Origin of the sequence: Klebsiella sp. K5-306 (assembly GCF_051835185.1) — a bacterium.
Classification (GTDB): domain Bacteria; phylum Pseudomonadota; class Gammaproteobacteria; order Enterobacterales; family Enterobacteriaceae; genus Klebsiella; species Klebsiella oxytoca.
Genome location: NZ_JAIFJY010000011.1, coordinates 13995 through 39684 on the forward strand (window position 1 = coordinate 13995; position 25690 = coordinate 39684).

General features: G+C 54.2%; 20 protein-coding genes. 2 read left to right on the forward strand and 18 right to left on the reverse strand.

The genetic code is table 11. The features are described from left to right. Window positions 1–27: 27 nt before the first annotated feature. The 18 genes from K2184_RS17255 to rpsB form a co-directional block, all read right to left on the reverse strand. Window positions 28–1818 (reverse strand): chitinase, encoded by a 1791-nt coding sequence (locus K2184_RS17255; RefSeq protein ID WP_004107911.1) that lies wholly within the window; start codon window positions 1816–1818, stop codon window positions 28–30. 189 nt (window positions 1819–2007) lie between these two features. Further along, window positions 2008–2967, reverse strand: coding sequence for an acetyl-CoA carboxylase carboxyl transferase subunit alpha (gene accA, locus K2184_RS17260; RefSeq protein ID WP_004107912.1), 960 nt, complete (start codon window positions 2965–2967; stop codon window positions 2008–2010). Between the two features lie 12 nt (window positions 2968–2979). Next, window positions 2980–6462, reverse strand: a complete 3483-nt coding sequence (dnaE, locus tag K2184_RS17265; protein ID WP_004107913.1) for a DNA polymerase III subunit alpha — start codon at window positions 6460–6462, stop codon at window positions 2980–2982. Between the two features lie 38 nt (window positions 6463–6500). Next, window positions 6501–7097: a ribonuclease HII gene (rnhB, locus tag K2184_RS17270; RefSeq protein WP_004107914.1), complete on the reverse strand. Its 597-nt coding sequence runs from the start codon at window positions 7095–7097 to the stop codon at window positions 6501–6503. Further along, window positions 7094–8242 (reverse strand): lipid-A-disaccharide synthase, encoded by a 1149-nt coding sequence (gene lpxB, locus K2184_RS17275; RefSeq protein ID WP_004107922.1) that lies wholly within the window; start codon window positions 8240–8242, stop codon window positions 7094–7096. The genes rnhB and lpxB overlap by 4 nt, the downstream gene beginning before the upstream one ends. Beyond that, window positions 8242–9030: an acyl-ACP--UDP-N-acetylglucosamine O-acyltransferase gene (gene lpxA, locus K2184_RS17280; protein ID WP_004110721.1), complete on the reverse strand. Its 789-nt coding sequence runs from the start codon at window positions 9028–9030 to the stop codon at window positions 8242–8244. The genes lpxB and lpxA overlap by 1 nt, the downstream gene beginning before the upstream one ends. Window positions 9031–9033: 3 nt before the next feature. Then, window positions 9034–9489 carry a 3-hydroxyacyl-ACP dehydratase FabZ gene (fabZ, locus tag K2184_RS17285; protein ID WP_004098761.1) on the reverse strand — a complete coding sequence of 152 codons (456 nt, stop codon included), beginning with the start codon at window positions 9487–9489 and terminating at the stop codon, window positions 9034–9036. A gap of 102 nt (window positions 9490–9591) precedes the next feature. Continuing rightward, a complete protein-coding gene (gene lpxD, locus K2184_RS17290) occupies window positions 9592–10617 on the reverse strand; it encodes a UDP-3-O-(3-hydroxymyristoyl)glucosamine N-acyltransferase (protein ID WP_004107927.1) in 1026 nt (341 codons plus the stop codon). Between the two features lie 3 nt (window positions 10618–10620). Continuing rightward, the gene (gene skp, locus K2184_RS17295) at window positions 10621–11106 is read right to left on the reverse strand and encodes a molecular chaperone Skp (RefSeq protein WP_004098757.1); all 486 of its coding nucleotides are present in this window, start codon (window positions 11104–11106) and stop codon (window positions 10621–10623) included. Window positions 11107–11236: 130 nt separating this feature from the next. Beyond that, a complete protein-coding gene (bamA, locus tag K2184_RS17300) occupies window positions 11237–13675 on the reverse strand; it encodes an outer membrane protein assembly factor BamA (RefSeq protein WP_004107929.1) in 2439 nt (812 codons plus the stop codon). 31 nt (window positions 13676–13706) lie between these two features. Beyond that, window positions 13707–15059 carry a sigma E protease regulator RseP gene (gene rseP, locus K2184_RS17305; RefSeq protein WP_004107932.1) on the reverse strand — a complete coding sequence of 451 codons (1353 nt, stop codon included), beginning with the start codon at window positions 15057–15059 and terminating at the stop codon, window positions 13707–13709. Window positions 15060–15070: 11 nt separating this feature from the next. Then, the gene (cdsA, locus tag K2184_RS17310; RefSeq protein WP_004107933.1) at window positions 15071–15928 is read right to left on the reverse strand and encodes a phosphatidate cytidylyltransferase; all 858 of its coding nucleotides are present in this window, start codon (window positions 15926–15928) and stop codon (window positions 15071–15073) included. A 12-nt stretch (window positions 15929–15940) separates the two neighbouring features. Beyond that, window positions 15941–16699: a (2E,6E)-farnesyl-diphosphate-specific ditrans,polycis-undecaprenyl-diphosphate synthase gene (gene ispU / locus K2184_RS17315; protein ID WP_004107935.1), complete on the reverse strand. Its 759-nt coding sequence runs from the start codon at window positions 16697–16699 to the stop codon at window positions 15941–15943. 242 nt (window positions 16700–16941) lie between these two features. Beyond that, window positions 16942–18141 (reverse strand): 1-deoxy-D-xylulose-5-phosphate reductoisomerase, encoded by a 1200-nt coding sequence (gene ispC / locus K2184_RS17320; RefSeq protein WP_004107937.1) that lies wholly within the window; start codon window positions 18139–18141, stop codon window positions 16942–16944. 225 nt (window positions 18142–18366) lie between these two features. After that, on the reverse strand, window positions 18367–18924 hold the full coding sequence (frr, locus tag K2184_RS17325) for a ribosome recycling factor (protein WP_004107940.1): 558 nt from the start codon (window positions 18922–18924) through the stop codon (window positions 18367–18369). 206 nt (window positions 18925–19130) lie between these two features. Beyond that, on the reverse strand, window positions 19131–19856 hold the full coding sequence (gene pyrH, locus K2184_RS17330) for a UMP kinase (RefSeq protein ID WP_004098747.1): 726 nt from the start codon (window positions 19854–19856) through the stop codon (window positions 19131–19133). A gap of 146 nt (window positions 19857–20002) precedes the next feature. Continuing rightward, window positions 20003–20854, reverse strand: a complete 852-nt coding sequence (gene tsf / locus K2184_RS17335) for a translation elongation factor Ts (RefSeq protein WP_004098746.1) — start codon at window positions 20852–20854, stop codon at window positions 20003–20005. A 119-nt stretch (window positions 20855–20973) separates the two neighbouring features. After that, the gene (gene rpsB / locus K2184_RS17340; protein ID WP_003856207.1) at window positions 20974–21699 is read right to left on the reverse strand and encodes a 30S ribosomal protein S2; all 726 of its coding nucleotides are present in this window, start codon (window positions 21697–21699) and stop codon (window positions 20974–20976) included. Between the two features lie 323 nt (window positions 21700–22022). Here rpsB and map point away from each other — a divergent pair, with 323 nt between their 5' ends. Together map and glnD are read left to right on the forward strand one after the other, a co-directional pair. After that, window positions 22023–22817 (forward strand): type I methionyl aminopeptidase, encoded by a 795-nt coding sequence (gene map, locus K2184_RS17345; protein ID WP_004107944.1) that lies wholly within the window; start codon window positions 22023–22025, stop codon window positions 22815–22817. A 192-nt stretch (window positions 22818–23009) separates the two neighbouring features. Further along, complete coding sequence (gene glnD / locus K2184_RS17350) at window positions 23010–25673, forward strand: bifunctional uridylyltransferase/uridylyl-removing protein GlnD (RefSeq protein WP_017144947.1); 2664 nt, start codon at window positions 23010–23012, stop codon at window positions 25671–25673. Window positions 25674–25690 lie beyond the last annotated feature (17 nt).

Sequence of the window (25690 nt, forward strand, 5' to 3'; positions counted from 1 at the left end):
CGCTTAGCGCTGGCGGATTTATCTCTATTACAACGCCTTCCACGCATCGCCCCAGGCAATGCCGGCGCCAGGCTCATAGTAAGTCGGCGCCACGTTGCACCATGCTCCTTCCGGAAGCGGTTTACACTGATACAGCGCGCCGTGGTTATTGACGATATCGCCCTCTTTCCATGTCTGGGTACTGCTCCAGGAAGGATAGCTAATGGTATCGCTATCTTTGCCATCCGTCGTTTCGTCCGCAGCAGCGGCTTTGGCCTTGACGTTCAGAGTGTAAGTTGCCGTACTGGACAACGAACCGTCGCTTACCGTCAGGCTAACCACATACTGGGCATCGCGATCTTTTTCCGGTGCGGTGAAGGTAATTACGGCTTTATCCTGTCCGCTAAGGGTCTGGCCGTCCTGAGACATCCAGGTGTAGCTTAGCTTGTCGCCGTTCGCATCGGTAGAACCTTCCGCGCTCAGAGAAACCCTGGCACCAGCTTCAATTGCGCCAATCGGACCGGCGATGCGAGCCACCGGCGCCACGTTCGTCTCCTGCGCAGGTGTGGTATCGTCAGGCTTGACCGGCGTAATATCCTCGGACTGGCCGCTGTCATCAACGATATTGACGTTGAAGTGGCTCTGCACACACTTCGCATAGTCGCCCTCTTTAAAAGCGGTATACGGCGTCTGATAGCCCACCAACTGGCAGGCGTTAGTCTTGCCGTCAGCGGTGTCCGGACTCCATCCCCAATCCTCTTCCCAGTAAATCGGCAATGCGCCCGCGCCGCCTTCATCGAACTGCTTCATATTCTTACAGCCGAGAACTTCGTCGTCGGCAATCGGCACTTTGAGGTAGTTTGCGAACTCTTTGTAGTAAGCAATACGGTTAAGAGACTGCGCGTTCTCTTCCGCCCCGCCGCACTCAACGCCGCCGTTGATAATCTGAATGGTTACCCCAAAGCCTTCGACCAGGCCATTTGCTTTATCATGATCGTTTGGAACCCAGGTTCCGTCGATGACGTGCAGCATAGAGGGCTTCGGCGGCTGCGGATAAACGAAGAAAAAGACGGCGCTCGCCAGGTTCATCCAGGTATCCGCCACCAGCTCCGGTTTATCCAGCAGAGGACGAACGTCGCCATCGTACATTGCATCGGAGAACGGACCATAGTTGTAGTTATAGGACAGCTGTTTCGCTCCGCGGCCGAAGTAGCTCAGGTAGTCGCCGTCTTTATCTTTACCGCATGGCCAGGTCTGCCCCTGCCAGATAGAGGGATCGCATTCGCCGTTATAGCCGCCCTTCTGACCTTCAACCCAGCCAACCTCACGCAGATAAACCAGCGCCTGACGCCATTCGGGAATATCACGCCAGCTTTCATGGCCGCCGGTCTCCTGAGCAAAGTGGGCAAACATGGTTGCCAGCGATTTACGGCAGATGGCATCGCTGTCGCGTCCGTCGGTATAGGTTCCGCACACGGCAGGGAATTTACCAATAGCTTTCAGAAAATTAGAGTAGGTATATTCTGCGGCGCGCATCGGGAACAGATATTCCCAATCCTGTTCTGAAAGGATGCTTTCCACACGCTTAACGTTCGCCGGGTTGCTCGCCAGGCCCGGTGCGATTTTCTCCACTTCGCTGTTAGGCAGGGTTTGAATTGATGATTTAACCGACTCCATCAGCGGAAAGTCGGTTAAGGCTTTTTCTTTAGCGGCCAGGTCGCTCGCTTTCATGGTTGTCGCTTCCGTTGCGCCCAGCAGCGGTGCAGCCTGTGCGGCCCCCAGGCTTAACATGATCCCTGCGGCCACGGCGCTTATCGCGACGGTTTTGTGCAATGCCATAGAACTTCTCCTTTATCCTTGTTAACGGCCTGCCGGGTTGCAGTACCAGGCAGTCGCTACTGTTTTAAGGGAGTGCGGCATCATCGGCTAATCACATTAGCTCTTGTTCTTCTCACGTCATCTCAATAAACAACACATAAAAAAGGGCCGGAAAATCCGACCCTTAGCGTTGAAAAATGAGATCAATAATCAGGCGTAGCCGTAGCTCATCAGGCGTTGGTAGCGGCGGTTCAGCAGTTCTTCCTCGCCAAGCACGTCGAGGTCAGCCAGATCGGCCAACAGCTGTTCTTTCAGTGAGGCTGCCATCGCTTCCGGATTACGATGCGCGCCGCCCAGCGGTTCAGGAATGATGGAGTCAATGAGCTTCAGCTCTTTCAGACGCGGAGCAACAATTCCCATCGCTTCAGCGGCCAACGGCGCTTTGTCAGCGCTTTTCCATAGAATGGACGCACAGCCTTCCGGGGAGATAACGGAATAGGTGCTGTACTGCAGCATATTCACTTTATCACCGACGCCAATCGCCAGCGCGCCGCCGGAGCCGCCTTCACCGATAACGGTGCAGATAACCGGCACGCTCAGACGGGACATTTCACGCAGGTTGCGAGCAATCGCTTCAGACTGGCCGCGTTCTTCCGCCCCGACGCCTGGATAAGCACCAGGGGTGTCGATGAAGGTAATGATCGGCATTTTAAAGCGCTCGGCCATTTCCATCAGACGCAGCGCTTTACGATAGCCTTCCGGCGCCGGCATACCGAAGTTGCGGCGAATTTTCTCTTTGGTTTCACGCCCTTTCTGGTGGCCGATAATCATCACCGGACGCCCGTCCAGACGCGCAATCCCGCCAACGATAGCTTTATCATCGGCGTAGGCGCGATCGCCGGCCAGTTCGTCGAATTCGTCGAAAGCCAGGCGGACATAATCCAGGGTGTATGGGCGACGTGGATGGCGGGCCAGCTGGGCAACCTGCCATGCACCAAGATCGGCGAAGATCTTGCGCGTCAGCTCTACGCTCTTTTCACGCAGGCGATGCACTTCTTCATCGATATTAATATCCAGTTTCTCATCCTGACGGCTAACCGCAGTCAGAGAATCGATTTTCGCTTCCAGCTCTGCAATCGGCTGTTCAAAATCAAGGAAATTCAGACTCATAGTATTCCTGTATTAGTCAAACTCCAGTTCCACCTGCTCCGAGCCGATAAGGCCACGCAGATCGTTAAGTAAACGATCGCTCGGAGAGACGCGCCATGTTGCGCCAAAACGCAACCGCGCGCGTGCATCCGCCCTCTGATAATAGAGGTGTACTGGAATAGTTCCCGAACGGTGGGGTTCCAGAGACTGACGGAGTCGGTTTAAAAGCTGGTCATCAATTTGCCTGTCCGTCAGCGAGATAGCAAGCCCGCGAGCATATTTTTCCCGGGCTTCGTCAATGTCCATGACTTCACGAGCGGTCATTTTAAGCCCCCCGCTGAAGTCATCAAAGCTGACCTGTCCGCTGACGATAAGTATGCGGTCTTTTTCCAGCAGCTGCTGGTATTTATCCAGAGCGTCGGTGAATAGCATCACCTCCAGACGCCCGGAACGGTCATCCAGCGTACAGATGCCGATACGATTGCCGCGCTTGGTGACCATGACCCGCGCGGCAATAACGAGCCCCGCCGCCGTGGTCACTTTACCACGATCGGTCGGATGCATGTCTTTGAGTCGTACGCCGCCAACGTAGCGTTCGATCTCTTTCAAATACTGGTTAATCGGGTGCCCGGTCAGGTACAACCCCAGGGTCTCCCTTTCGCCATCCAGCACCACCTGTTCCGGCCACGGCTGGCAGCTGGCGTAGGACTGCTCGATTTGCTCCGGCTCTTCCGCCAGCACGCCGAACATGTCCGCCTGACCGATAGCTTCGGCTTTCGCGTGCTGATCGGCAGCCTTCAGCGCGTCGCCCAGCGAATTCATTAACGCCGCGCGATGCGGCCCGAGGCGGTCAAAGGCCCCGGACATGATCAGTTTTTCCAGCACCCGACGGTTGAGTTTTTTAATATCCGTACGCGCGCAAAGATCGAACAGTTCGCGGAAATAGCCGCCCTGATTACGGGCTTCAATGATCGCTTCAATCGGACCTTCGCCGACGCCTTTAATCGCGCCGATACCATAAACGATTTCGCCATCGTCGTTAACGTGGAAATGGTACAGGCCGGAGTTAATATCCGGCGGCAGAATCTTCAGCCCCATCCGCCAGCACTCATCCACGAGGCCGACGACTTTTTCGGTGTTATCCATATCCGCGGTCATCACCGCCGCCATAAATTCAGCCGGATAGTGCGCCTTCAGCCACAGCGTCTGATAGGACACTAAAGCATAAGCGGCAGAGTGCGATTTGTTAAAGCCATAACCGGCGAATTTCTCCACCAGGTCAAAGATCTTCATCGCCAGCTCGCCGTCAACGCCATTTTTCTTCGCGCCTTCTTCGAAGACAGAACGCTGCTTGGCCATCTCTTCCGGTTTTTTCTTACCCATCGCACGACGCAGCATATCCGCGCCGCCGAGGGTATAGCCGGAAAGCTCCTGGGCGATCTGCATGACCTGTTCTTGGTACAGGATAATGCCATAGGTTGGCTCCAGTACCGGTTTCAGACATTCATGCTGCCACTGTACGTCCGGATACGATATCTCTTCACGGCCGTGTTTACGGTCGATAAAGTTATCCACCATCCCCGACTGCAGCGGCCCCGGACGGAACAGGGCCACCAGGGCGATCATATCTTCGAAGCAGTCGGGCTGCAGACGCTTAATCAGATCCTTCATGCCGCGCGATTCAAGCTGGAAGACGGCGGTGGTTTCCGAGCGCTGCAGCATGTCGAAGCTTTTTTTATCGTCGAGCGGAATAGCGGCGATATCCAGCGGCCCCTCGCCGTTCTTCTCGCGGCGGGCGTTGATCATCTCCAGCGCCCAGTTAATGATGGTGAGCGTACGCAAACCGAGGAAGTCGAACTTTACCAGCCCGGCATATTCGACATCGTTTTTATCAAACTGGGTAACCGGATGCTGGCCCGCTTCATCGCAGTATAGCGGGGCAAAATCGGTAATTTTCGTCGGCGCGATCACCACCCCGCCTGCGTGTTTACCGGCGTTACGGGTGACCCCTTCGAGCTTACGCGCCATGTCGATCAGCGCTTTAACCTCTTCATCCGCCTCGTAAATTTCCGGCAGCTGCGGTTCGGCTTCAAACGCTTTCGCCAGCGTCATCCCCGGGTCTGGCGGCACCAGCTTGGAAATACGGTCAACGAAGCCGTACGGGTGACCAAGCACGCGGCCAACGTCGCGGATTACCGCCTTCGCCGCCATGGTACCAAAGGTAATAATCTGCGAAACCGCATCGCGACCGTACATGTCCGCAACGTGCTCAATCACCTGGTCGCGTTTCTCCATGCAGAAGTCAACGTCGAAGTCGGGCATGGAGACACGTTCCGGATTAAGGAAACGTTCGAACAGCAGGTCAAATTCCAGCGGGTCGAGGTCAGTAATTTTCAGCGCGTAAGCCACCAGCGACCCGGCACCGGAACCACGTCCTGGCCCCACCGGCACGCCGTTATCCTTCGACCACTGGATAAACTCCATCACGATCAGGAAGTAACCAGGGAACCCCATCTGGTTAATCACCTGCAGCTCAACATCCAGACGCTCATCATATTCAGGACGGCGTTTAATCCGCTCTTCCGGATCGGGGAACAGGAATTCCAGGCGCTCTTCCAGACCCTCTTTGGATTTCTTAACCAGATAATCTTCGGTGGTCATATCCCCGGTCGGGAACTGCGGCAGGAAGTATTCACCAAGGCGCACGGTCACGTTACAGCGTTTGGCGATCTCAACGCTGTTTTCCAGCGCTTCGGGTATATCGGAAAAGAGCTCGCACATCTCTTCTTCGCTGCGCATATACTGCTGCGGCGAGTAGTTGCGCGGACGCTTTGGATCGTCGAGGGTAAAGCCGTCGTGGATGGCCACGCGGATTTCATGAGCATCGAAGTCGCCCGGCTCAAGGAAGCGAACGTCGTTGGTTGCCACCACCGGTAAGCCGCGAGTTTCCGCCAGCTTCACCGCCGCATGCAGATAAGACTCTTCATCCTGGCGGCCGGTGCGAATGAGCTCAAGGAAATAGCAATCAGGGAAATGCTGCGCATAAAAATCAACGCACTGATCCACCAGTGCCATATTGCCGCGCAGCAGACTACGGCCCACGTCGCCCATACGCCCGCCGGAGAGCAGAATTAAGCCTTCTTTTAATTCGATCAACCAGTCGCGATCGATAATCGGGCCCGCTGCGCCGTAGCCGCGCTGATAGGCTTTGGAGATCAGCAGCGTCAGGTTTTGATAGCCAGTATTATTCGCAGCCAATACCGTAAGCTGGCTCAGTTCATCGCCGAGCAGATCGCTCTGGACGTGGAAATCGGCCCCGACTATGGGTTTAATTCCGGCGCCGTGTCCCGTTCCGTAGAACTTCACCAGCCCGCAGAGGTTGGTAAAATCAGTGATCGCCAGCGCAGGCATGCCGAGCGCGGCCGCCTTTTTTACTAACGGTCCGGTTTTCGCCAGACCATCGATCATGGAATAGTCGCTGTGCACCCGCAGGTGTACGAAACGTGGTTCAGCCATCTTCAGATTCCGCGTTACTTTAGTGCTTGCGTGTCAGTTCAGGACGCCAGGCCCAGCGCGCGTTTCACCGGGCCAAAACTGCGCCGGTATTGCTCGATAACGCCATGTTCCAGCAGCTTTTGCAGATGAAAAGCGGTGGGATAACCTTTATGTTGTGCAAAGCCGTACTGTGGAAATTGCCGATCCAGCGCGGCCATTTCCGCATCGCGCGTGACTTTCGCCAGAATCGACGCGGCGCTGATTTCCGCCACCCGGCTATCGCCTTTGACAACCGCCAGCGAAGGTACGGGCAGCGGCGGACAGCGGTTACCATCAATAAGAACAAATTCCGGGGAGACGCGCAAACCCGCGACGGCGCGCTGCATGGCCAGCATGGTCGCGTGTAAAATATTCAGTTCATCGATTTCATGCGGCTCCGCCCGACCCAGGCTCCAGCACAGCGCTTTTTCTTTGATCTCATCAAATAGCGCCAGGCGCCGTTTTTCGCTGAGCTTTTTCGAGTCATTAAGACCCACAATCGGTCTGGCCGGATCGAGTATCACCGCAGCCGTCACCACCGCGCCAACCAGCGGACCGCGTCCGACTTCATCGACTCCCGCAACCAGATGGGTATGCGGATACACGAATTCCATCATTTTGCTAACTCCAGAACTGCATCCGCCGCCTGCTCATCAGCGTTGCAGCGGATCTGCTGATGCAGCGCGCGGAAGGTTTCATGCATATCGTGGCTGGTTTTACCGTCGGCCAGCAGCGGCTTCAGCGCCTCCGCCAGCGCCTGCGGTCGGCATTCATCCTGCAGCAGCTCTTTAACCAGTTCACGCCCGGCCAGTAAGTTCGGTAACGACACGTAGTCGGTCTTCACCAGCCGTTTCGCCAGCCAGAAGGTAAAGGGCTTCATCCGATAACCAACTACCATCGGGCACTTAGCCAGCATACACTCCAGTGCAGCCGTGCCGGAGGCCAGCAGCGCAGCATCGCTGGCGATCATTGCATCGCGAGCCCGCCCATCCAGTAGATGAACGGCCAGCTCCGGCGCCGTTTCCGCCTTGATACGCTCAAACTGTTCCCGCCGCTTCGCGTTGACCAGCGGAACGACCACTTCCAGATCGGGATAATATTCTCGCAGGATTTGCGCCGTTTTCAGGAAGTCGGCGCTGAGCATCTCGACTTCTGCCCCACGGCTACCCGGCAGCAGCGCCAGGCAGTGTACGTCACGCGCGATCCCCAAACGGTCGCGCGCCGCGTCTTTGTCCGGGTCCAGCGGCATCGCATCCGCCATCGTGTGGCCGATAAACCGGCAGGGAACGTTAAATTTGTCATAAAACGCTTTTTCGAAAGGCAGGAATGCCAGAACCAGATCGGTGGATCTGCCAATTTTGAAAACGCGTTTTTGCCGCCATGCCCAAACCGATGGGCTGACGTAATGGATCGTTTTGATACCCTGCTTCTTCAGATTACCTTCGAGGGTGATATTGAAGTCAGGCGCATCAATACCGACGAACACGTCTGGTTTAAGCTCGGTAAAACGTCGGGTGAGATCGGCGCGAATGTGCAGCAGTCGACGCAGGCGTCCCAGCACTTCAACAATGCCCATCACCGCCAGCTCTTCCATCTCGTACCAGGCCTCGCAGCCTTCCGCCTGCATTAACGGCCCGGCAACGCCTACAAAACGAGCATCAGGCATACGGGCTTTGAGCGCGCGAATAAGACCGGCACCAAGAATATCGCCGGAGGTTTCTCCGGCGACCAGGGCAATCGTCAGGGGACGTGATTCAGCCATTAACGAATCAGGCCGCGCGTGGAGCGAGCAAAGAAGTCGGTAAATGTCTGCACTTCAGGATACTGTGTCGCCAGTTCGGCGATCTCGGCTTTCGCTTCATCCAGCGTTTTACCGCTGCGGTACAGTAGCTTATAGGCGTTACGAATCGCAGTGATCGCCTCACGGCTGAAGCCGCGACGCTTCAACCCTTCGATGTTAACGCCAAACGGCGTTGCGTGGTTGCCCTGAGCAATAACGAACGGCGGAACGTCTTGCGCTACGCCGGAGCAGCCGCCCACCATCACGTGCGCGCCAATAATGCAGAACTGATGCACGGCAGTCATGCCGCCGATGATAACAAAATCATCCAGCGAAACATGACCTGCGAGGGTGGCGTTATTAGCCAGAATACAGCGGTCGCCAAGCGTACAATCATGCGCCACGTGGGCGTTGATCATCAGCAGGTTATCGCTGCCCACCTTCGTTAATCCACCGCCCTGTACTGTGCCACGATGAATGGTGACGCTTTCGCGGATGCGGTTGCGATCGCCAATTTCCACGCGGGTCGGTTCGCCAGCATATTTCAGATCCTGGTTAACTTCACCGATGGAAGCGAACTGATAGATCTCGTTGTCGCGGCCAATTTTGGTATGACCGTTGATGACAACGTGAGATTTCAGTACGGTGCCTTCGCCGATTTCGACGTTAGCGCCAACAATACAAAACGGGCCAATGTGGACGTTAGCGCCAATAACGGCGCCTTCTTCTACAATGGCGGTAGGATGAATAAAGGCGGTTTTATCAATCACGTATCAGGCCTCCCGGCTACGGGCACACATCATCGTTGCTTCGCAAACCACTTTCCCGTCCACCGTCGCAACGCCTTTGAAACGAGTCAGGCCGCGACGGGTTTTCTCAAAAGTGACTTCCATAATCATCTGATCGCCAGGCACGACCGGACGTTTGAAACGCGCTTCGTCAATCCCGGCAAAATAATACAGCTCGCCCGGTTCCAGTTTTCCAACGCTTTTGAATGCCAGAATGCCGGTAGCCTGGGCCATCGCTTCCAGAATCAGTACGCCCGGTAAAATCGGCTTACCAGGGAAGTGCCCCTGGAAAAACGGCTCATTTACAGAAACATTTTTTACTGCGCGTAGAAAACGACCTTCTTCAAAATCCAGCACGCGATCGACCAGCAGGAACGGGTAACGGTGAGGCAGCAGTTCCAGAATCTCTTCAATGTGCAGAGTATGAGTGTCAGTAGTCAAAATACTCTTCCTGTCTAAATATACTAAAAGGCAATAATAACACGGCCTGCGGCAATCTCATGAATGCAACAGGCCGAAAATTTAAATGTGGCTGGAGAAGCACTAATCTTGTTGATTAACCTTGCGCTCAATGGCTTTGAGACGCTTGCTCATATCATCAATATTCAGTACCAGCGCAGCGGTCTTGCGCCAGACCTTATTCGGCTGCAGCGGGATACCTGAAGAGTAAACGCCTGGCTCGGTGATCGGTCGCATAACCATCCCCATACCCGTGACGGTGACTTTATCGCAGATTTCCATGTGGCCGTTGATCACGCTGGCTCCGCCGATCATGCAGTAGCGGCCAATCTTGAGGCTGCCCGCCATAATCACGCCACCAGCAACTGCGGTGTTGTCGCCAATTACCACGTTGTGCGCAATCTGACACTGGTTATCAATAATCACGCCGTTACCAATGACGGTGTCGTCCAGCGCACCGCGATCGATGGTCGTACAAGCGCCTATCTCCACGCGATCGCCGATAATGACGCGACCCAGCTGCGGGATCTTAACCCAGTTGCCGCGATCGTTCGCGTAGCCGAAGCCATCTGCGCCAATCACCGTGCTGGACTGAATCAGGCAATTCTCGCCGATCTCAATGTCGTGGTAAACGGTGACGTTGGCCCATAAACGCGAGCCGGCACCTATTTTCGTATTTTTCCCAACGAAGCAACCGGCGCCGATAACCACGTTATCACCGAGGATAACACCCGACTCGATAACGGCATTCGGGCCAATCGCTACGTGAGTACCCAGCTTCGCCGTGGCATCGATGACCGCGCTCGGCGCGATATCCTGCGCCGGCTGCGGCGTGGTATCAAGAATTTGAGCCATGCGCGCGTAGGTCAGGTAGGGATTACGCACTACCAGCGCGGCGCTGTGGGCAAAAGGCAAATCATCCTGCGTCATCACGACGGCAGATGCCTGGCAAGCGGCCAGGTGTTCACGGTACTTAGGATTTACCATGAAAGTAATATGGCCCGCTTTCGCGGACTGCATGGACGCAACGCCGGTGATGACGATATCGCCATCACCGTGTAATTCTGCATCCAACTGCTGGGCTAAATCAGCCAGTCGAATTGAAGGCATTACTTATTTAACCTGTTTCAGCACATCAGCGGTGATGTCTTTTACATCGCTGCTGTTGTATGCAACGGCATTAGAGTCAACAACCAGATCGATGCTCTGATCTTTAGCGACGCTCTGCACAGCGCTCTGGATACGAGTCACCAGCTTGCCGCGCTCTTCGTTAGAACGACGTGCACGATCCTGTTCAAAAGACTGCGCTTTCTGGGAGAAAGTCTGGCGCTGAGCCATCACGTCTTTTTCCAGTTTGGTACGGTCAGAGCCCGCTTTCATGGACTGCAGACGCTGCATTTTAGACTGCAGGTCGCCTTCCATACGCTGCAGCTCGCTCGCGCGGCCTTTAAACTCGTTTTCCAGCGTGTTAGAAACGCCTGTTTTCTGGGCAACCTGCTGGAACAGGCTGTTCATGTTAACCATTGCAATCTTATCTGCCGCCTGAGCGGAAGTTACCATTGCTAAACCCAGACCTGCAGCTAATAACCACTTTTTCACAATTAACTCCTTACCATCCCATGAGTACCCAGGGGTACCGTTATTTGCGTGGCCAGGCGATAACCTCAGTTATCGCCAATAGTCAGCGCTATACTGCAACTGCACTTACATTCCATTGTAGCCAACACAATTACCATGTTTTACCGATGTTAAACTGGAACTGTTCAGCTTTGTCTCCATCGTACTTTTTAAACGGCTGAGCGTAGGAGAATACCAACGGTCCTAACGGCGACATCCACTGCACTGCGATACCCGCAGACATACGAATGTTGTTCGGATCGCTATAGTCAGGAACACCAGCGGCTCTCGTATCCGCCGTATTCTGCCAGTTTGTATCCCACACGGTGCCCATATCCCAGAAGAAGGAAGTACGGACCGAATTCGCATATTTATCGCTGATAAACGGCGTTGGAGTAATCAGCTCAAGGCTGGCCACCGCCATGGCGTTACCGCCCACCGCATCATCAGACTTACATAGACCTGCGGAGTTAGAATCGCATTCGTTATCGTATCCATCATCACCATCATGGCGGCTGCTGGCTGGTTTATAAACAGCCTTCGGACCGATAGTGTTGGACTGGAAGCCACGCACGGTACTTGAACCACCGGCATAGAAGTTCTCATAGAACGGCATTTCTTTACTACCAATACCGTCACCATAACCCCATCTGGTTCGACCTAATACCACCCACTTATGATCGTCGTCGATCGGTACATAGGTCGCGGTATCCAGCGTCGCTTTGTAGTATTCGTTATCCGAACCCGGAATCGTCACTTTACCGTTCAGGTTGACGCGTGAACCTTCGGTCGGGAAGAAGCCCCGGTCGAGCTTGTTATACGTCCAGCCGTAGTTGAAGGTGAAGTCGTCAGCGCTGAACGAGTTTCGGTCGTTCGTATCATTCGGCGTTTGGCCCATTGAGTTCAGATAACGCCACATAGCAACCTGAGGCTGCATATTGGACAGCTTGTTATGCACATAGCCGAGACCCGCGCGCAGCGAATTGTACTCGTTGACCGGGAAGCCCAGCGTAATATCTGTACCATAGCTCTTGTTGGTATAGTCAGACAGATCCGCATCGTTAGCATCGAAGTCGTTATAGAAAACACGACCGCCGAGGCTGACGCCATCCACGGTAAAGTACGGGTTCGTCACCGACAGTTCAGTATAGGTCTGGTAATCGTTTTTGGTGCCGTTAATTCCCACAGAATAGCCGGTACCGAGCCAGTTATCCTGCTGAACGCCGGCCTGGAAGCTTACGCCGCTTTCCGTACCGTAACCCACGCCAAAGTTAAAGCTACCGGTATTGCGTTCTTTAACTTTATAGACCACGTCAACCTGATCCGGGCTGCCCGGCACGCGCTGCGTATCGGTATCAACCGTTTCAAAGTAGCCCAGACGATTCAGACGATCTTTCCCCTGGTCGACCAGGTCGCTGCCCAGCCAGGCACCTTCCATCTGACGCATTTCGCGACGCAGAACGGCATCTTTCGAGGTATCGTTGCCTTCGAAGCGAATTTTACGCACGTAGTAGCGGTTACCCGCATCGACGTTTACGTGCAGCTTCACGGTCTTATCACTATCGTTGATTTCCGGCTGGGACTGAACGCGCGGATAGGCGTAACCGTAGCGACCGAGGAGTTTCTTAATGTCATTCTCCATTTTGGTCACTTTGGTGCCGTTATACAGCTCACCCGGTTCAACTTTAGTCAGCGCTTCGATTTCTGCCGAATGCCCTGCCAGGTCTCCCGTCACCTGCACGCCAGAAAGCTTGTACTGATCGCCTTCGGTAATGTTGATGGTGATGTAGATCCCTTTTTTATCCGGCGTCAGGCTAACCTGCGTGGAGTCAATGTTGAAACGAGCATAGCCGCGATCCAGATAGTAGCTGCGCAGCGTTTCGAGATCTCCCGCCAGCTTCTGTTTCTGATATTTGCGATCGCCGACCACGTTCCACCACGGCACTTCATCGCGCAGCTGGAAGGTAGAAATCAGTTCATCGGTGCTGAATGCATGATTGCCGACGATATTGATCTGCTGGATTTTCGCTGAGACGCCTTCCTGGAATACCAGTTTCAGGTCGACACGGTTACGCGGCAGCGGCGTCACGACAGCTTTAACGCTGGCGCTATACTTACCGACGCTATAGTAGAAATCCTCCAGCCCCTTTTCGATATCAGCAAGCGTGGTGCGATCGAGAGATTCCCCTACGCGTACGCCGGATGCCTCAAGGTTTTGCTTGAGCATGTCATCTTTAACCGACTTGTTGCCGGAGAAAGTGATGCTGGCAATCGTTGGACGCTCTTTCACCTGCACCAGCAGGGTATCACCATCGCGCAGAACGCGAACGTCCTCAAAGTTGCCGGTGGCAAACAGGGCACGGATGGTATTACTGATATCATCATCGGTTACGGTATCGCCAGGACGCACTGGCATACTGAGGAGGGCCGCACCAACAGCGACACGCTGAAGGCCTTCGAAATGAATGTCCTTCACCACGAACCCGTCAGCACCGTATACGGTTGCGCTGCTAAACAGCAGCGACGCTATGAGCAACTTTTTCATCGCCATCGTTATTATGCGTTCTTCCTAACAAACTCTCTTACAACCGAGAGAAATCATTGAAAAGTGCAAGCCCCATTAACAGCACCAGCAATATTGAGCCAATGCGATAACTAAAGTCTTGAACTCGCTCGGATACCGGTCCGCCTTTCAGCTTTTCAATCGCCAAAAACAGCAGATGTCCCCCGTCAAGAACGGGAAGCGGGAACAGGTTGATTATTCCGAGGTTCACGCTGATGAGCGCAAGAAACATCAGATAATAAATCAGCCCAAACTCCGCTGACATCCCAGCCCCCTGGGCGATAGAAATCGGCCCGCTGAGGTTGTTCAGTTTGACATCACCGGTTATCAATTTGCCCAGCATCTTGACCGTTAACGACATCAGCTGCCAGGTTTTATCCGTGGCTTCAGCGATGGCGGCAAACGGCCCGTACTGACGCACTGTCTTATATTCATCAGGCAGCGGGATGACCTTAGGTACGACCCCTGCAAACCCCTCAGCTTTACCTTTGGTAGACTTCGTATCCGGCGTCAAGGTTACCGACAGGGGGCTACCCTGCCGCTCGATGTCCAGAACTAACGCCTTACCCGGATTATCACGCACCAGATTAACAAACGTCATCCACTGCGTTAACGGTTGACCATCGACTTTAACGATCCTGTCGCCCGCTTGCAAACCCGCCTTCTGCGCCGCCGAGTTAGATTGTACTTCAGCCAGAACGGTATCAATCTGCGCGCTGCGGGGCTGAATGCCTAACGAAGCAACCGGATCTTGTTTATCCGGCTCAAACGCCCAACGCTGCAGATCGAGGATTTTATCCTGGCGTTGATTGGTCCCGAAAGGGGCGACGGTAACTATTGTTTGCCGATCGCCAATCTTTGCCACCAGCGCCATACGTACTGCATCCCAATCAGGCGTTTCGATGCCATCTATCGCTTTAAGTTCCATTCCTTTTGCAATTTGTGCTTGCGCGGCAATAGAGTCAGGAGCGATATCGGCAACGACTGGTCGCACGCCGGGAACACCGATGATAAAGACCAGCCACCAGGCAAAAATGGCAAAAAGGAAGTTGGCAATCGGCCCTGCGGCAATTACCGCGGCACGCTGACCCACGGTTTTGTTGTTGAACGCGCAGTGGCGCATCTCGGGCGCCACCGGCTCAACGCGCTCATCGAGCATTTTGACATAACCGCCCAATGGGATAAGGGCGATAATAAATTCCGTTCCCTGCTTATCAAAACGGCGCCACAGCGCTTTGCCAAAGCCAATAGAAAAACGCTCAACGCGGATACCGCAGCGGCGAGCTACCCAGAAATGGCCAAATTCATGGACGGTGATCAGCACGCCCAACGCAATAATAAAAGCAGCCAAATTCCAGAGAACGCTCAGCATAAAACCTTCCGTCAAATCGTCCTGAAAACCAACAAGAGTAGACAAGCAAACACAGGTACCGCAGCCGTCAGGCTATCGATACGATCGAGGATACCGCCGTGTCCGGGAATCAGATTTCCGCTATCTTTGATGCCAGCTTCGCGTTTAAACATGCTTTCGGTCAGATCGCCCAGTACCGAGGCCAGGGCCGCCACAACCGAACACACCAGCAGGACCGTCGGCGTCACGTCCAGATGGGCCCACCAGCCGTAAGCCCAGGAGATAACCGCAGCCGTTAACAGCCCGCCGAAAAAACCCTGCCAGGTTTTACCCGGAGAAACCTTCGGCGCCAGCTTATGCTTACCGAACATTTTCCCGAACATATAGGCGCCGGAATCAGCGCCCCAGACCAGAATCATCACGTAAAGTAACCACAGCGCACCGCTGTAATGATCGTCGGCGTAATGCCACGCTCGCAGCGCCAGCATGCCCCAAAAAAACGGGACAATGGTCAGGATGCCGAATATCAGACGGAGCGTTTTTGAATTGCGCCAGAAGGCCGCAGAAGCGGGGTAAGTCAGAACCAGAAGCAGCGCGACTATCCACCAGCCGAATGATGCCCACAGCGCTCCCTCAACCAGCGGTTGATGAACGTCATAATGGTATTCCGGCATCAGGAATAGCATCAGCGCCAGCAGCAGACCGCAAAGCACCGACAGCCAGACTCGCTGCGTCGTTGAAGTGAAACCGCTAAATTGCCCCCACTCCCACGCGGCGAGCATACAGACTACCAGCGTGACGATGGCAAAGCCCGCAGGCGGCAATAGAAAAAGCGCCGCAATAACGACGGGGATTAAGACGAAAGCAGAAATCAGGCGATACTTCAGCAAAAGTGACCCCCATCAGGCATTGCTGCCACCCGGCTCAGTGCCGCCGAAACGACGCTCTCGATTAACAAAGGCATGGAGTGCACCTTCAAAGTCCTGTTCAGCGAAATCGGGCCAAAGAACATCCGTAAAGTAAAGTTCGGCATAGGCAATTTGCCAAATCAAAAAGTTACTAATGCGGTGCTCTCCCCCGGTCCTAATAACTAAATCTACGGGAGCCAGTTCATGCATGCACACCTGCTGGCTCAGCATCTCTTCCGTGATTTGTTCGGGCTGGAGTAACCCGTCTTGTACCTGTTTGGCCAGATGACGAACGCCCTGAACGATATCCCAGCGGCCGCCGTAATTGGCGGCAATGTTCAGAGTCAAACCGGTGTTGTTCTCAGTAAGCGCTTCCGCTTTGCGAATACGTTCCTGTAAACGCGCATTGAATCGCGTGGTCTCGCCGATGATACGCAGGCGCACATTGTGCCTGTGCAGACTTTTTACTTCGCTATCCAGTGCCCAGACAAACAGCTCCATCAGCGCGCTGACTTCCTGCGCCGGGCGATTCCAGTTTTCACTGCTGAACGCGTATAACGTCAACGCTTCAATACCATTATTAGCCGCGAATGAGACGGCGCGACGAACAGACTTCGCGCCGGCTTTATGGCCAAAGGCGCGGATTTTTCCTTGCCGTTTAGCCCAGCGACCGTTGCCGTCCATAATAATGGCGACATGACGACAGCCATGCGCAGGCAACATTTCGCTGACAGTTTGATTAGCAGACAACATAACGCGTTTTAAGTCCATAATAAGGATTAGCTAAGCTACTAAACACGGGCCACCGGTCAGCGCTGGATACGCATTTTTATCCGGTGCCGGAGCTACGGCCAATCGCAGAGAACAACCAAAAGCTTTACGCAAAAAAGCCGTGTCTTGCCACGGCCACCGTAATCTTTCACACCAAAATGCAACGATCGGATGGCGCAGACTATATCACCGAAGCCATGCGCCCACAAATATCACAACGAGTATCAGAATTTGCGCTGCGCCGCTAGCAGCCGACCTGCGCTTGCTCGGGCCATAGCGTCAATAGCCAGTACTTCATCAATACTTTGCGGTTCATTTAGCGTCTGTTGATCCAAGACCGACTGATTGATTGCCGCAATATCGGTAAAGCGAATATCACCGTTGAGGAATGCCGCGACCGAGACTTCGTTTGCCGCATTCAGCGCGGTTGTCGCCGCCTGCCCCACATCAAACGCGTCCATTGCCAGCTTCAGGCAGGGATAACGCGCATAGTCCGGCGCGGAGAAGCTCAGGTTGCTCAGTTGACAAAAATCCAACGGTTTTGCTCCTGAGTTGAGACGCTTTGGCCAGCCCATCGTATGGGCAATCGGCGTCCGCATATCCGGCTCGCCGAGCTGCGCCAGCACGCTCCCATCCTGATAGCGCACCATCGAATGAATCACCGATTGCGGATGAATCAGAACTTCCATCTGCTGCGCAGATGCATTAAACAACCAGCGGGCTTCGATATACTCCAGCCCCTTGTTCATCATGGTGGCGGAGTCGACAGAAATCTTGCGCCCCATGGACCAGTTTGGATGCTTACATGCCCGATCGGGGGTCATCACCGCCAGTTCCGAAATCGCCGTTTCGCGGAAAGGACCACCGGAGCCCGTTAGCAGAATCGACGACACGCCGTTTTGGGTTAAATCAGCGTACCCCAGATCCTGTTGAACTGTTTCCGGCATACTCTGAAAAATCGCATTGTGCTCGCTATCTACCGGTAACAAACGCGCTCCGTATCTCTGCACGGCCTCCATAAACAGACGGCCGCAGGTCACCAGCGACTCTTTGTTCGCCAGCAACACCGTTTTACTCGCGCGAATAGCTGAAAGCGTCGGTACCAGGCCCGCTGCGCCGACAATCGCCGCCATGACCTGGTCAACGTCGTCGAGCGCTGCCACTTCCGCGGCAGCCTGCTGGCCGCTCATGACCTCAGTCCGGCTACCCTGCTCGCGCAGTTTTGACCGCAGCAGTTCAGCGCTGCGCGCATCATCCATTACCGCGTAACGAGGGGAGAATTCCAGACATTGTTCAACCATACGGTCGACATTTTTCCCGGCGACCAGCGCAGTGACAGAAAAACTATCTGGATTATGGCGCACCACGTCCAGCGTGCTGCAGCCGATAGAACCGGTCGAACCGAGAACGGTTAATTGCTTCATGAGGCGTCCAGAAAAGGTAGACAGGATTAAAAGCAAAACGCCGCCAGCAAACCCTTGTGCATCAATGATCGGATGGCAGAGCGGAGGCGCAGCGCCTTTGACATGGTGCCAAAGGCTACAAGGCCAGCCGTCTGAACGCAATCCCGAAAATTGAGCGTACGGTCTCCTGTACGGCGTTTCAGATTTTACGCAGGTCGATAGTCAGACCCGCGTGTCGGCAGAGAATCAGAACTGCATCAGTTCCGCTTCTTTATCCGCCAGCGCCGCATCGACTTTTTTGATAGCAGCATCAGTCATTTTCTGCACATCTTCCTGAGAACGGCGATCGTCATCTTCGCTGATCTCTTTCTCTTTCAGCAGTGCTTTTACTTTGTCGTTGGCATCGCGACGAACGTTACGTACGGCAACGCGCGCCTGTTCAGCTTCACCACGCACGATTTTGGTCAGATCTTTACGACGTTCTTCGGTCAGCGGCGGCAGCGGAACGCGGATATCGCTTCCCGCGGAGCTTGGGTTCAGACCGAGGTCGGAAGCCATAATCGCTTTTTCAACGGCCGGGCTCATGGAGCGATCGAAAACGTTGATCTTCAGCGTGCGGGAGTCTTCTACCGTTACGCTAGCCAGCTGGCGCAGCGGGGTCGGCGTGCCGTAGTATTCCACGATAATGCCATCCAGCAGGCTGGGAGAAGCACGACCCGTGCGTATTTTGCTGATTTGGGTTTTGAACGCTTCGACGCATTTCTCCATGCGTACTTCAGCATCTTTTCTGATATCGCTAATCACGTTACGAATCCTTGAAAACTTGTCTCAGACAGACCAGACGGTCGCCCACTGCAAAAGTGAGCTAAGTATAGTCATGTTTATGCTCAGCGTCCTTCAGGCTGAGGAATCAGCCGCAGCATTCCGTCCACCGAGCATGTTGAAAACCATCGGGTCAAAAACCCGAAAAAGTAAGGCCGAATATTACCCGTATTTGGCGCCGACGGGAATTACTCCGTAATTAATGTGCCTTCTTTTTCGCCCATCACCACGCGACGCAGCGCGCCAGGCTTATTCATATTGAATACGCGAATCGGCAATTTGTGGTCGCGGGCCAGGGTAAAGGCAGCAAGATCCATCACTTTCAGCTCTTTATCCAGCACTTCGCTGTAGGTCAGCTGATCGTACATGGTTGCAGAAGGATCCTTGGCCGGATCGGCGGTAAAGACACCGTCGACTTTGGTCGCTTTCAGCACCACATCGGCTTCAATTTCAATACCGCGCAGGCAGGCAGCGGAATCGGTAGTAAAGAATGGGTTACCGGTACCCGCGGAAAGAATCACTACGCGGTTGTTACGCAGCAGGCTAATTGCTTCTGCCCAGCTGTAGTTATCACACACGCCGTTCAGCGGAATCGCTGACATCAGGCGGGCGTTCACATAGGCGCGATGAAGTGCATCACGCATTGCAAGGCCGTTCATGACCGTTGCCAGCATGCCCATGTGGTCGCCCACAACGCGGTTCATACCTGCTTTCGCCAGACCAGCACCACGGAAAAGGTTACCGCCACCAATCACTACGCCAACCTGAATACCCAGCTCAACCAGTTCTTTAATTTCCTGAGCCATGCGGTCAAGTATGCTCGCATCAATACCGAAGCCTTCTGAGCCTTGCAGAGCTTCGCCACTTAACTTAAGCAGAATACGTTTGTAGACGGGTTTTGCATTGGTAGCCATGTTTCTTTCCTGAGACTGTCAACGAATGAGATGAGTTAATTCCGGCGACATTGTACGTCGCTTTTCAGCGTGCCCACTATAGCGGTTGGCTGAATTTACACATTAGGCGCAAAAAGAAGCCGCCCTCAGGCGGCTCCTTTTGAAAATTAAGACTGCTTGGACATCGCAGCAACTTCTGCTGCAAAGTCAGTCTCAACTTTCTCAATGCCTTCGCCCACTTCAAAGCGGATGAAGCCAGTCACGTCAGCGTTATGCTCTTTCAGCAGTTGAGCAACAGATTTGCTCGGATCCATAACGAACGGCTGACCGGTCAGAGAAACTTCGCCGGTGAATTTCTTCATGCGGCCTTCAACCATTTTCTCTGCGATTTCTTTCGGCTTGCCAGACTGCATGGCGATATCCAGCTGAACCTGGTACTCTTTTTCTACCACTTCAGCGGAAACGTCTTCCGGCTTAACGAATTCAGGCTTGCTTGCAGCGATGTGCATAGCCAGCTGTTTAACCAGCTCTTCGCTCGCGCCTTTAGCAGCAACCAGAACACCGATACGCGCGCCGTGCTGGTAAGAACCCAGTACTTCGCCTTCCAGGGAAGACACGCGACGGATGTTGATGTTCTCACCGATTTTAGCAACCAGCGCAACGCGTTCTTCTTCGAACTGTGCTTTCAGAACTTCAACGTCGGTGATTTTGCCAGCAACTGCAGCATCCAGAACTTTGTTAGCAAATGCCTGGAAGCCACCATCTTTAGCAACGAAGTCAGTCTGGCAGTTAACTTCCAGAATGATGCCGTAGGTGCCATCGATTTTGGTAATGATGACGCCGTCAGCTGCAACGTTGCCTGCTTTTTTCGCTGCTTTAATAGCACCGGATTTACGCATGTTTTCGATTGCCAGCTCGATGTCGCCGTTCGCTTCAGTCAGCGCTTTTTTGCAATCCATCATGCCTGCGCCAGTACGCTCGCGCAGCTCTTTTACCAGGGATGCGGTAATTTCAGCCATTCTTTAATCCTCGGGAGATGTGATCTGCCCGGTTCCAGGAACCAGACAGATTTGAAAGTGAAAAAGGGGCCGCTAAGAGGCCCCTATTTATACACGGTACTAAATAAGGGTATGCCTTATTATTCAGCTTCTACGAAGCTTTCTTCCGCCTGAGAAGCCAGATCCTGAGAACGGCCTTCACGAACGGTAGCAGCAACAGCGCTCAGGTACAGGCTAACTGCACGGATTGCGTCGTCGTTACCCGGGATAACGAAGTCAACGCCGTCCGGATCGGAGTTAGTATCAACGATAGCAAATACCGGAATACCCAGGTTGTTTGCTTCTTTGATTGCGATGTGCTCGTGGTCAGCGTCGATAACGAACAACGCGTCCGGCAGGCCGCCCATGTCTTTGATACCGCCCAGGCTGTTTTCCAGCTTGTCCAGCTCACGAGTGCGCATCAGCGCTTCTTTCTTGGTCAGCTTGTCGAAAGTACCGTCCTGGGACTGAGTTTCCAGGTCTTTCAGACGTTTGATAGACTGACGAACGGTTTTCCAGTTAGTCAGCATACCGCCCAGCCAGCGATGGTTCACGAAGAACTGGTCGCAGCTGTTAGCAGCGTCTTTTACCGCTTCGCTTGCAGCGCGCTTAGTACCAACGAAAAGGATTTTACCTTTACGAGAAGAGATCTTGTTCAGTTCAGCCAGCGCTTCGTTGAACATCGGTACAGTTTTCTCAAGGTTGATGATGTGAACTTTGTTACGCGCGCCGAAGATGAAAGGCTTCATTTTCGGGTTCCAGTAACGGGTCTGGTGACCAAAGTGAACACCAGCCTTGAGCATGTCGCGCATGGAAACAGTTGCCATGTTTAAAACCTCTATAGATAAAAGTTGGGGTTATGCCTCCACGTATCCCATATTACCGACCCCAAAGGGCACCCCGGAATATGTGCCGATACGTGTGTGTTGTTACACAAAGTGAGATTTGTCGCTTCAGTCCATCTTGTGTATCTGAGAATGGAACAGAAGTCCGGCGCGCTTTATATCACAAAACAGGACCGGACACCAACTGTTGTTGACGTCGCGTGCTGTTAATGATTCTCAATTTGGCAGCAGGACGCCCGGACTGTTAACATTGCTCAGACATAATCTATTATTGTCGAAAAAATCGACACTGCTGGACACAATCCATGGCTATTTCTATCAAGACATCTGAAGACATCGAAAAAATGCGCGTTGCCGGCCGCCTGGCCGCTGAAGTGCTGGAAATGATCGAGCCCTACGTGAAACCGGGCGTCAGCACCGGCGAACTGGACCGCATCTGCAACGATTACATCGTTAACGAGCAAAAAGCCGTTTCTGCCTGCCTGGGCTATCACGGTTTTCCCAAATCTGTCTGCATCTCTATTAATGAAGTGGTGTGCCACGGGATCCCGGACGACGGCAAGCTGCTGAAAGATGGCGATATCGTCAACATTGACGTCACCGTCATTAAAGATGATTTCCACGGCGATACGTCAAAGATGTTTATCGTCGGCAAGCCGACTATTCTTGGCGAGCGCCTGTGCCGCATTACCCAGGAAAGCCTCTATCTGGCCCTCAAAATGGTCAAACCGGGAATCAATCTGCGCACCATCGGCGCAGCTATTCAGAAATACGTTGAAGCCGAAGGTTTCTCCGTGGTGCGCGAGTATTGCGGACACGGTATCGGCCGCGGTTTTCATGAAGAGCCGCAGGTGTTGCACTACGATTCTCCGGAAACCAACGTGGTGCTCAAGCCAGGCATGACCTTTACCATTGAGCCGATGGTCAACGCCGGCAAAAAAGAGATCCGCAGCATGAAAGACGGCTGGACGGTAAAAACCAAAGACCGGAGCTTGTCTGCGCAGTATGAGCATACTATTGTGGTGACAGACAACGGCTGTGAAATACTGACGTTACGCAAGGATGACACCATCCCGGCGATAATCTCGCACAACGATTGATGAAAAGCCGGCGCCAGCCGGCTTTTTTATGACGAGCACCCTGTGGGCCGCCGCAAGCGACGTTAAAAATCGCTCCCGGCGATTTTTTATGACGGGCATCCTTGCCCGTCACCCTAAGGGCCGCCGCAAGCGACGTTAAAAATCGCTCCCGGCGATTTTTTATGGGCGATAGTTTTTTCTTATGGTGGCGCGATGAGCAACTCTTTATCTGATACTGTCTCCCCTTCCCTGGCCGGACAGCCCGCTAATCCGGGCCGCTGGCCGCAGAGTGATTTCAACTGCGCGGCTATCAAGACGCATATCGACGCTTTCCAGCGCTGGCTGGGCGAGGCTTTTGACCAGGGCATCGTCGCAGAGAAGTTGATTGAGGCGCGGACCGAATTTATCGATCAGCTGCTCCAGCGGCTGTGGATTGAGTACGGTTTCGGGTCAATTAACGACATCGCGCTGGTCGCCGTCGGCGGTTACGGTCGCGGCGAACTCCATCCGCTGTCAGATATCGATCTGCTTATCCTGAGTCGTAAAAAGCTGCCCGATGAGCAGGCCCAGAAGGTCGGCGAGCTGCTGACGCTGCTGTGGGATATTAAACTGGAAGTCGGCCACAGCGTGCGCACCCTCGAAGAGTGCCTGCTTGAGGGGCTATCAGACCTCAGCGTCGCCACCAACTTGATCGAATCGCGTCTGCTTATAGGCGACGTCGCGCTGTTCCTTGAACTGCAAAAACACATCTTCAGCGACGGCTTCTGGCCATCGGAAAAATTCTTTGCGGCAAAAGTTGAAGAACAGAATGTCCGCCATCAGCGCTATCACGGAACCAGCTATAACCTGGAGCCGGATGTGAAAAGCAGCCCCGGCGGCCTGCGCGATATTCATACTCTGCAGTGGATCGCGCGCCGCCATTTCGGCGCCACCTCGCTTGATGAAATGGTCGGTTTCGGCTTCCTGACAGAAGCCGAGCGCAACGAGCTTAATGAATGCCTGCATCAGCTGTGGCGGATTCGTTTTGCGCTTCATCTTGAGCTCAACCGCTACGATAATCGCCTGCTGTTCGACAGGCAATTCAGCGTCGCCCGTCGCCTGCGCTATGAAGGCGAAGGCAACCAGCCGATCGAACATATGATGAAGGATTTCTTCCGCGTCACTCGTCGGGTCAGCGAGCTGAACCAAATGCTTATCCAGCTGTTTGAAGAAGCGATTCTGGCGCTCACCGAAGATGAGAAACCGCGGCCGATTGATGATGATTTTCAGCTGCGCGGCACGCTTATCGATCTGCGCGACGACACGCTGTTTATCCGCGAACCGCAGGCGATTCTGCGCATGTTCTTTATGATGGTGCGCAACAGCAGCATCACCGGTATCTACTCCACCACGCTTCGCCATCTGCGCCACGCCCGGCGCCATCTGACGCAACCGCTTTGCTATATTCCCGAAGCGCGGACCCTGTTCCTCAGTATGCTGCGCCATCAGGGCGCGGTTAGCCGGGGACTGCTGCCGATGCACCGCCATAGCGTGCTGTGGGCCTATATGCCGCAATGGTCGCATATTGTTGGTCAGATGCAGTTTGACCTGTTTCACGCCTATACCGTCGATGAACACACGATCCGCGTACTGCTCAAGCTGGAGAGCTTCGCCAAAGAAGAGATCCGCAGCCGTCACCCGCTGTGCGTTGAGCTGTGGCCGCGCCTGACGCATCCGGAGCTGATCTTTATCGCCGCCCTCTTCCACGATATCGCCAAAGGGCGCGGCGGCGACCATTCAATTCTCGGCGCGCAGGATGTGTTGAAATTCGCCGAGCTCCACGGTCTTAACTCTCGCGAAACCCAGCTGGTCGCCTGGCTGGTGCGCCATCATCTGCTGATGTCGGTCACCGCCCAGCGCCGTGATATCCAGGATCCGGAAGTGATCAAGCAGTTTGCCGAAGAGGTACAGACGGAGAATCGTCTGCACTATCTGGTCTGCCTGACCGTTGCCGATATCTGCGCCACCAACGAAAACCTGTGGAATAGCTGGAAGCAAAGCCTGCTGCGCGAGCTCTATTTCGCCACCGAAAAGCAGCTGCGCCGGGGAATGCAAAATACGCCGGATATGCGCGAGCGGGTGCGTCATCACCAGCTACAGGCGCTGGCGCTGCTGCGAATGGAAAATATTAATGAACAGGCGCTGCATCAAATATGGAACCGCTGCCGCGCGAACTACTTCGTGCGTCATACGCCAAACCAGCTCGCCTGGCATGCGCGCAATCTGCTGCAGCACGATCTCAGTAAGCCGATGATCCTGCTCAGTTCCCACGCCTCGCGCGGCGGCACCGAGATTTTTATCTGGAGTCCGGACCGCCCTTATCTCTTTGCCGCCGTTTGCGGCGAGCTGGATCGACGTAATCTTAGCGTTCACGATGCGCAGATCTTTACTACCCGCGACGGTATGGCGATGGATACCTTTATTGTTCTTGAGCCGGACGGAAGTCCGCTTTCCGCCGACAGGCACGAAATGATCCGCGTGGGCCTGGAACAGACCATCACCCAGCGCAGCTGGCAGCCGCCGGCTCCCCGCCGTCAGGCGGCAAAACTGAGGCATTTCTCCGTCCCAACGGAGGTTAATTTCCTGCCGACGCATACCGACCGCAAATCTTTTCTGGAACTGATTGCTCTCGATCAGCCGGGTCTGTTAGCGCGCGTTGGCCAGGTGTTTGCCGACCTCGGAATTTCGCTCCACGGCGCGCGAATTACGACAATTGGTGAGCGAGTAGAAGATTTATTTATAATCGCCACCGCAGACCGGCGTGCCCTTAATAATGAGCTACAGCAAGAAGTGCAACAACGGTTGACAGAGGCCCTCAATCCAAACGATAAAGGGTAACGTATTTTTTTAAGTAA

Coding starts and splice junctions, on each gene's coding strand:
- K2184_RS17255 (WP_004107911.1), bottom strand. CDS start 1,818: ATGGCATTGCACAAAACCGTCGCGATAAGCGCCGTGGCCGCAGGGATC.
- accA (WP_004107912.1), bottom strand. CDS start 2,967: ATGAGTCTGAATTTCCTTGATTTTGAACAGCCGATTGCAGAGCTGGAA.
- dnaE (WP_004107913.1), bottom strand. CDS start 6,462: ATGGCTGAACCACGTTTCGTACACCTGCGGGTGCACAGCGACTATTCC.
- rnhB (WP_004107914.1), bottom strand. CDS start 7,097: ATGATGGAATTCGTGTATCCGCATACCCATCTGGTTGCGGGAGTCGAT.
- lpxB (WP_004107922.1), bottom strand. CDS start 8,242: ATGGCTGAATCACGTCCCCTGACGATTGCCCTGGTCGCCGGAGAAACC.
- lpxD (WP_004107927.1), bottom strand. CDS start 10,617: ATGCCTTCAATTCGACTGGCTGATTTAGCCCAGCAGTTGGATGCAGAA.
- bamA (WP_004107929.1), bottom strand. CDS start 13,675: ATGGCGATGAAAAAGTTGCTCATAGCGTCGCTGCTGTTTAGCAGCGCA.
- rseP (WP_004107932.1), bottom strand. CDS start 15,059: ATGCTGAGCGTTCTCTGGAATTTGGCTGCTTTTATTATTGCGTTGGGC.
- ispU (WP_004107935.1), bottom strand. CDS start 16,699: ATGTTGTCTGCTAATCAAACTGTCAGCGAAATGTTGCCTGCGCATGGC.
- ispC (WP_004107937.1), bottom strand. CDS start 18,141: ATGAAGCAATTAACCGTTCTCGGTTCGACCGGTTCTATCGGCTGCAGC.
- pyrH (WP_004098747.1), bottom strand. CDS start 19,856: ATGGCTACCAATGCAAAACCCGTCTACAAACGTATTCTGCTTAAGTTA.
- tsf (WP_004098746.1), bottom strand. CDS start 20,854: ATGGCTGAAATTACCGCATCCCTGGTAAAAGAGCTGCGCGAGCGTACT.
- rpsB (WP_003856207.1), bottom strand. CDS start 21,699: ATGGCAACTGTTTCCATGCGCGACATGCTCAAGGCTGGTGTTCACTTT.
- map (WP_004107944.1), top strand. CDS start 22,023: ATGGCTATTTCTATCAAGACATCTGAAGACATCGAAAAAATGCGCGTT.
- glnD (WP_017144947.1), top strand. CDS start 23,010: ATGAGCAACTCTTTATCTGATACTGTCTCCCCTTCCCTGGCCGGACAG.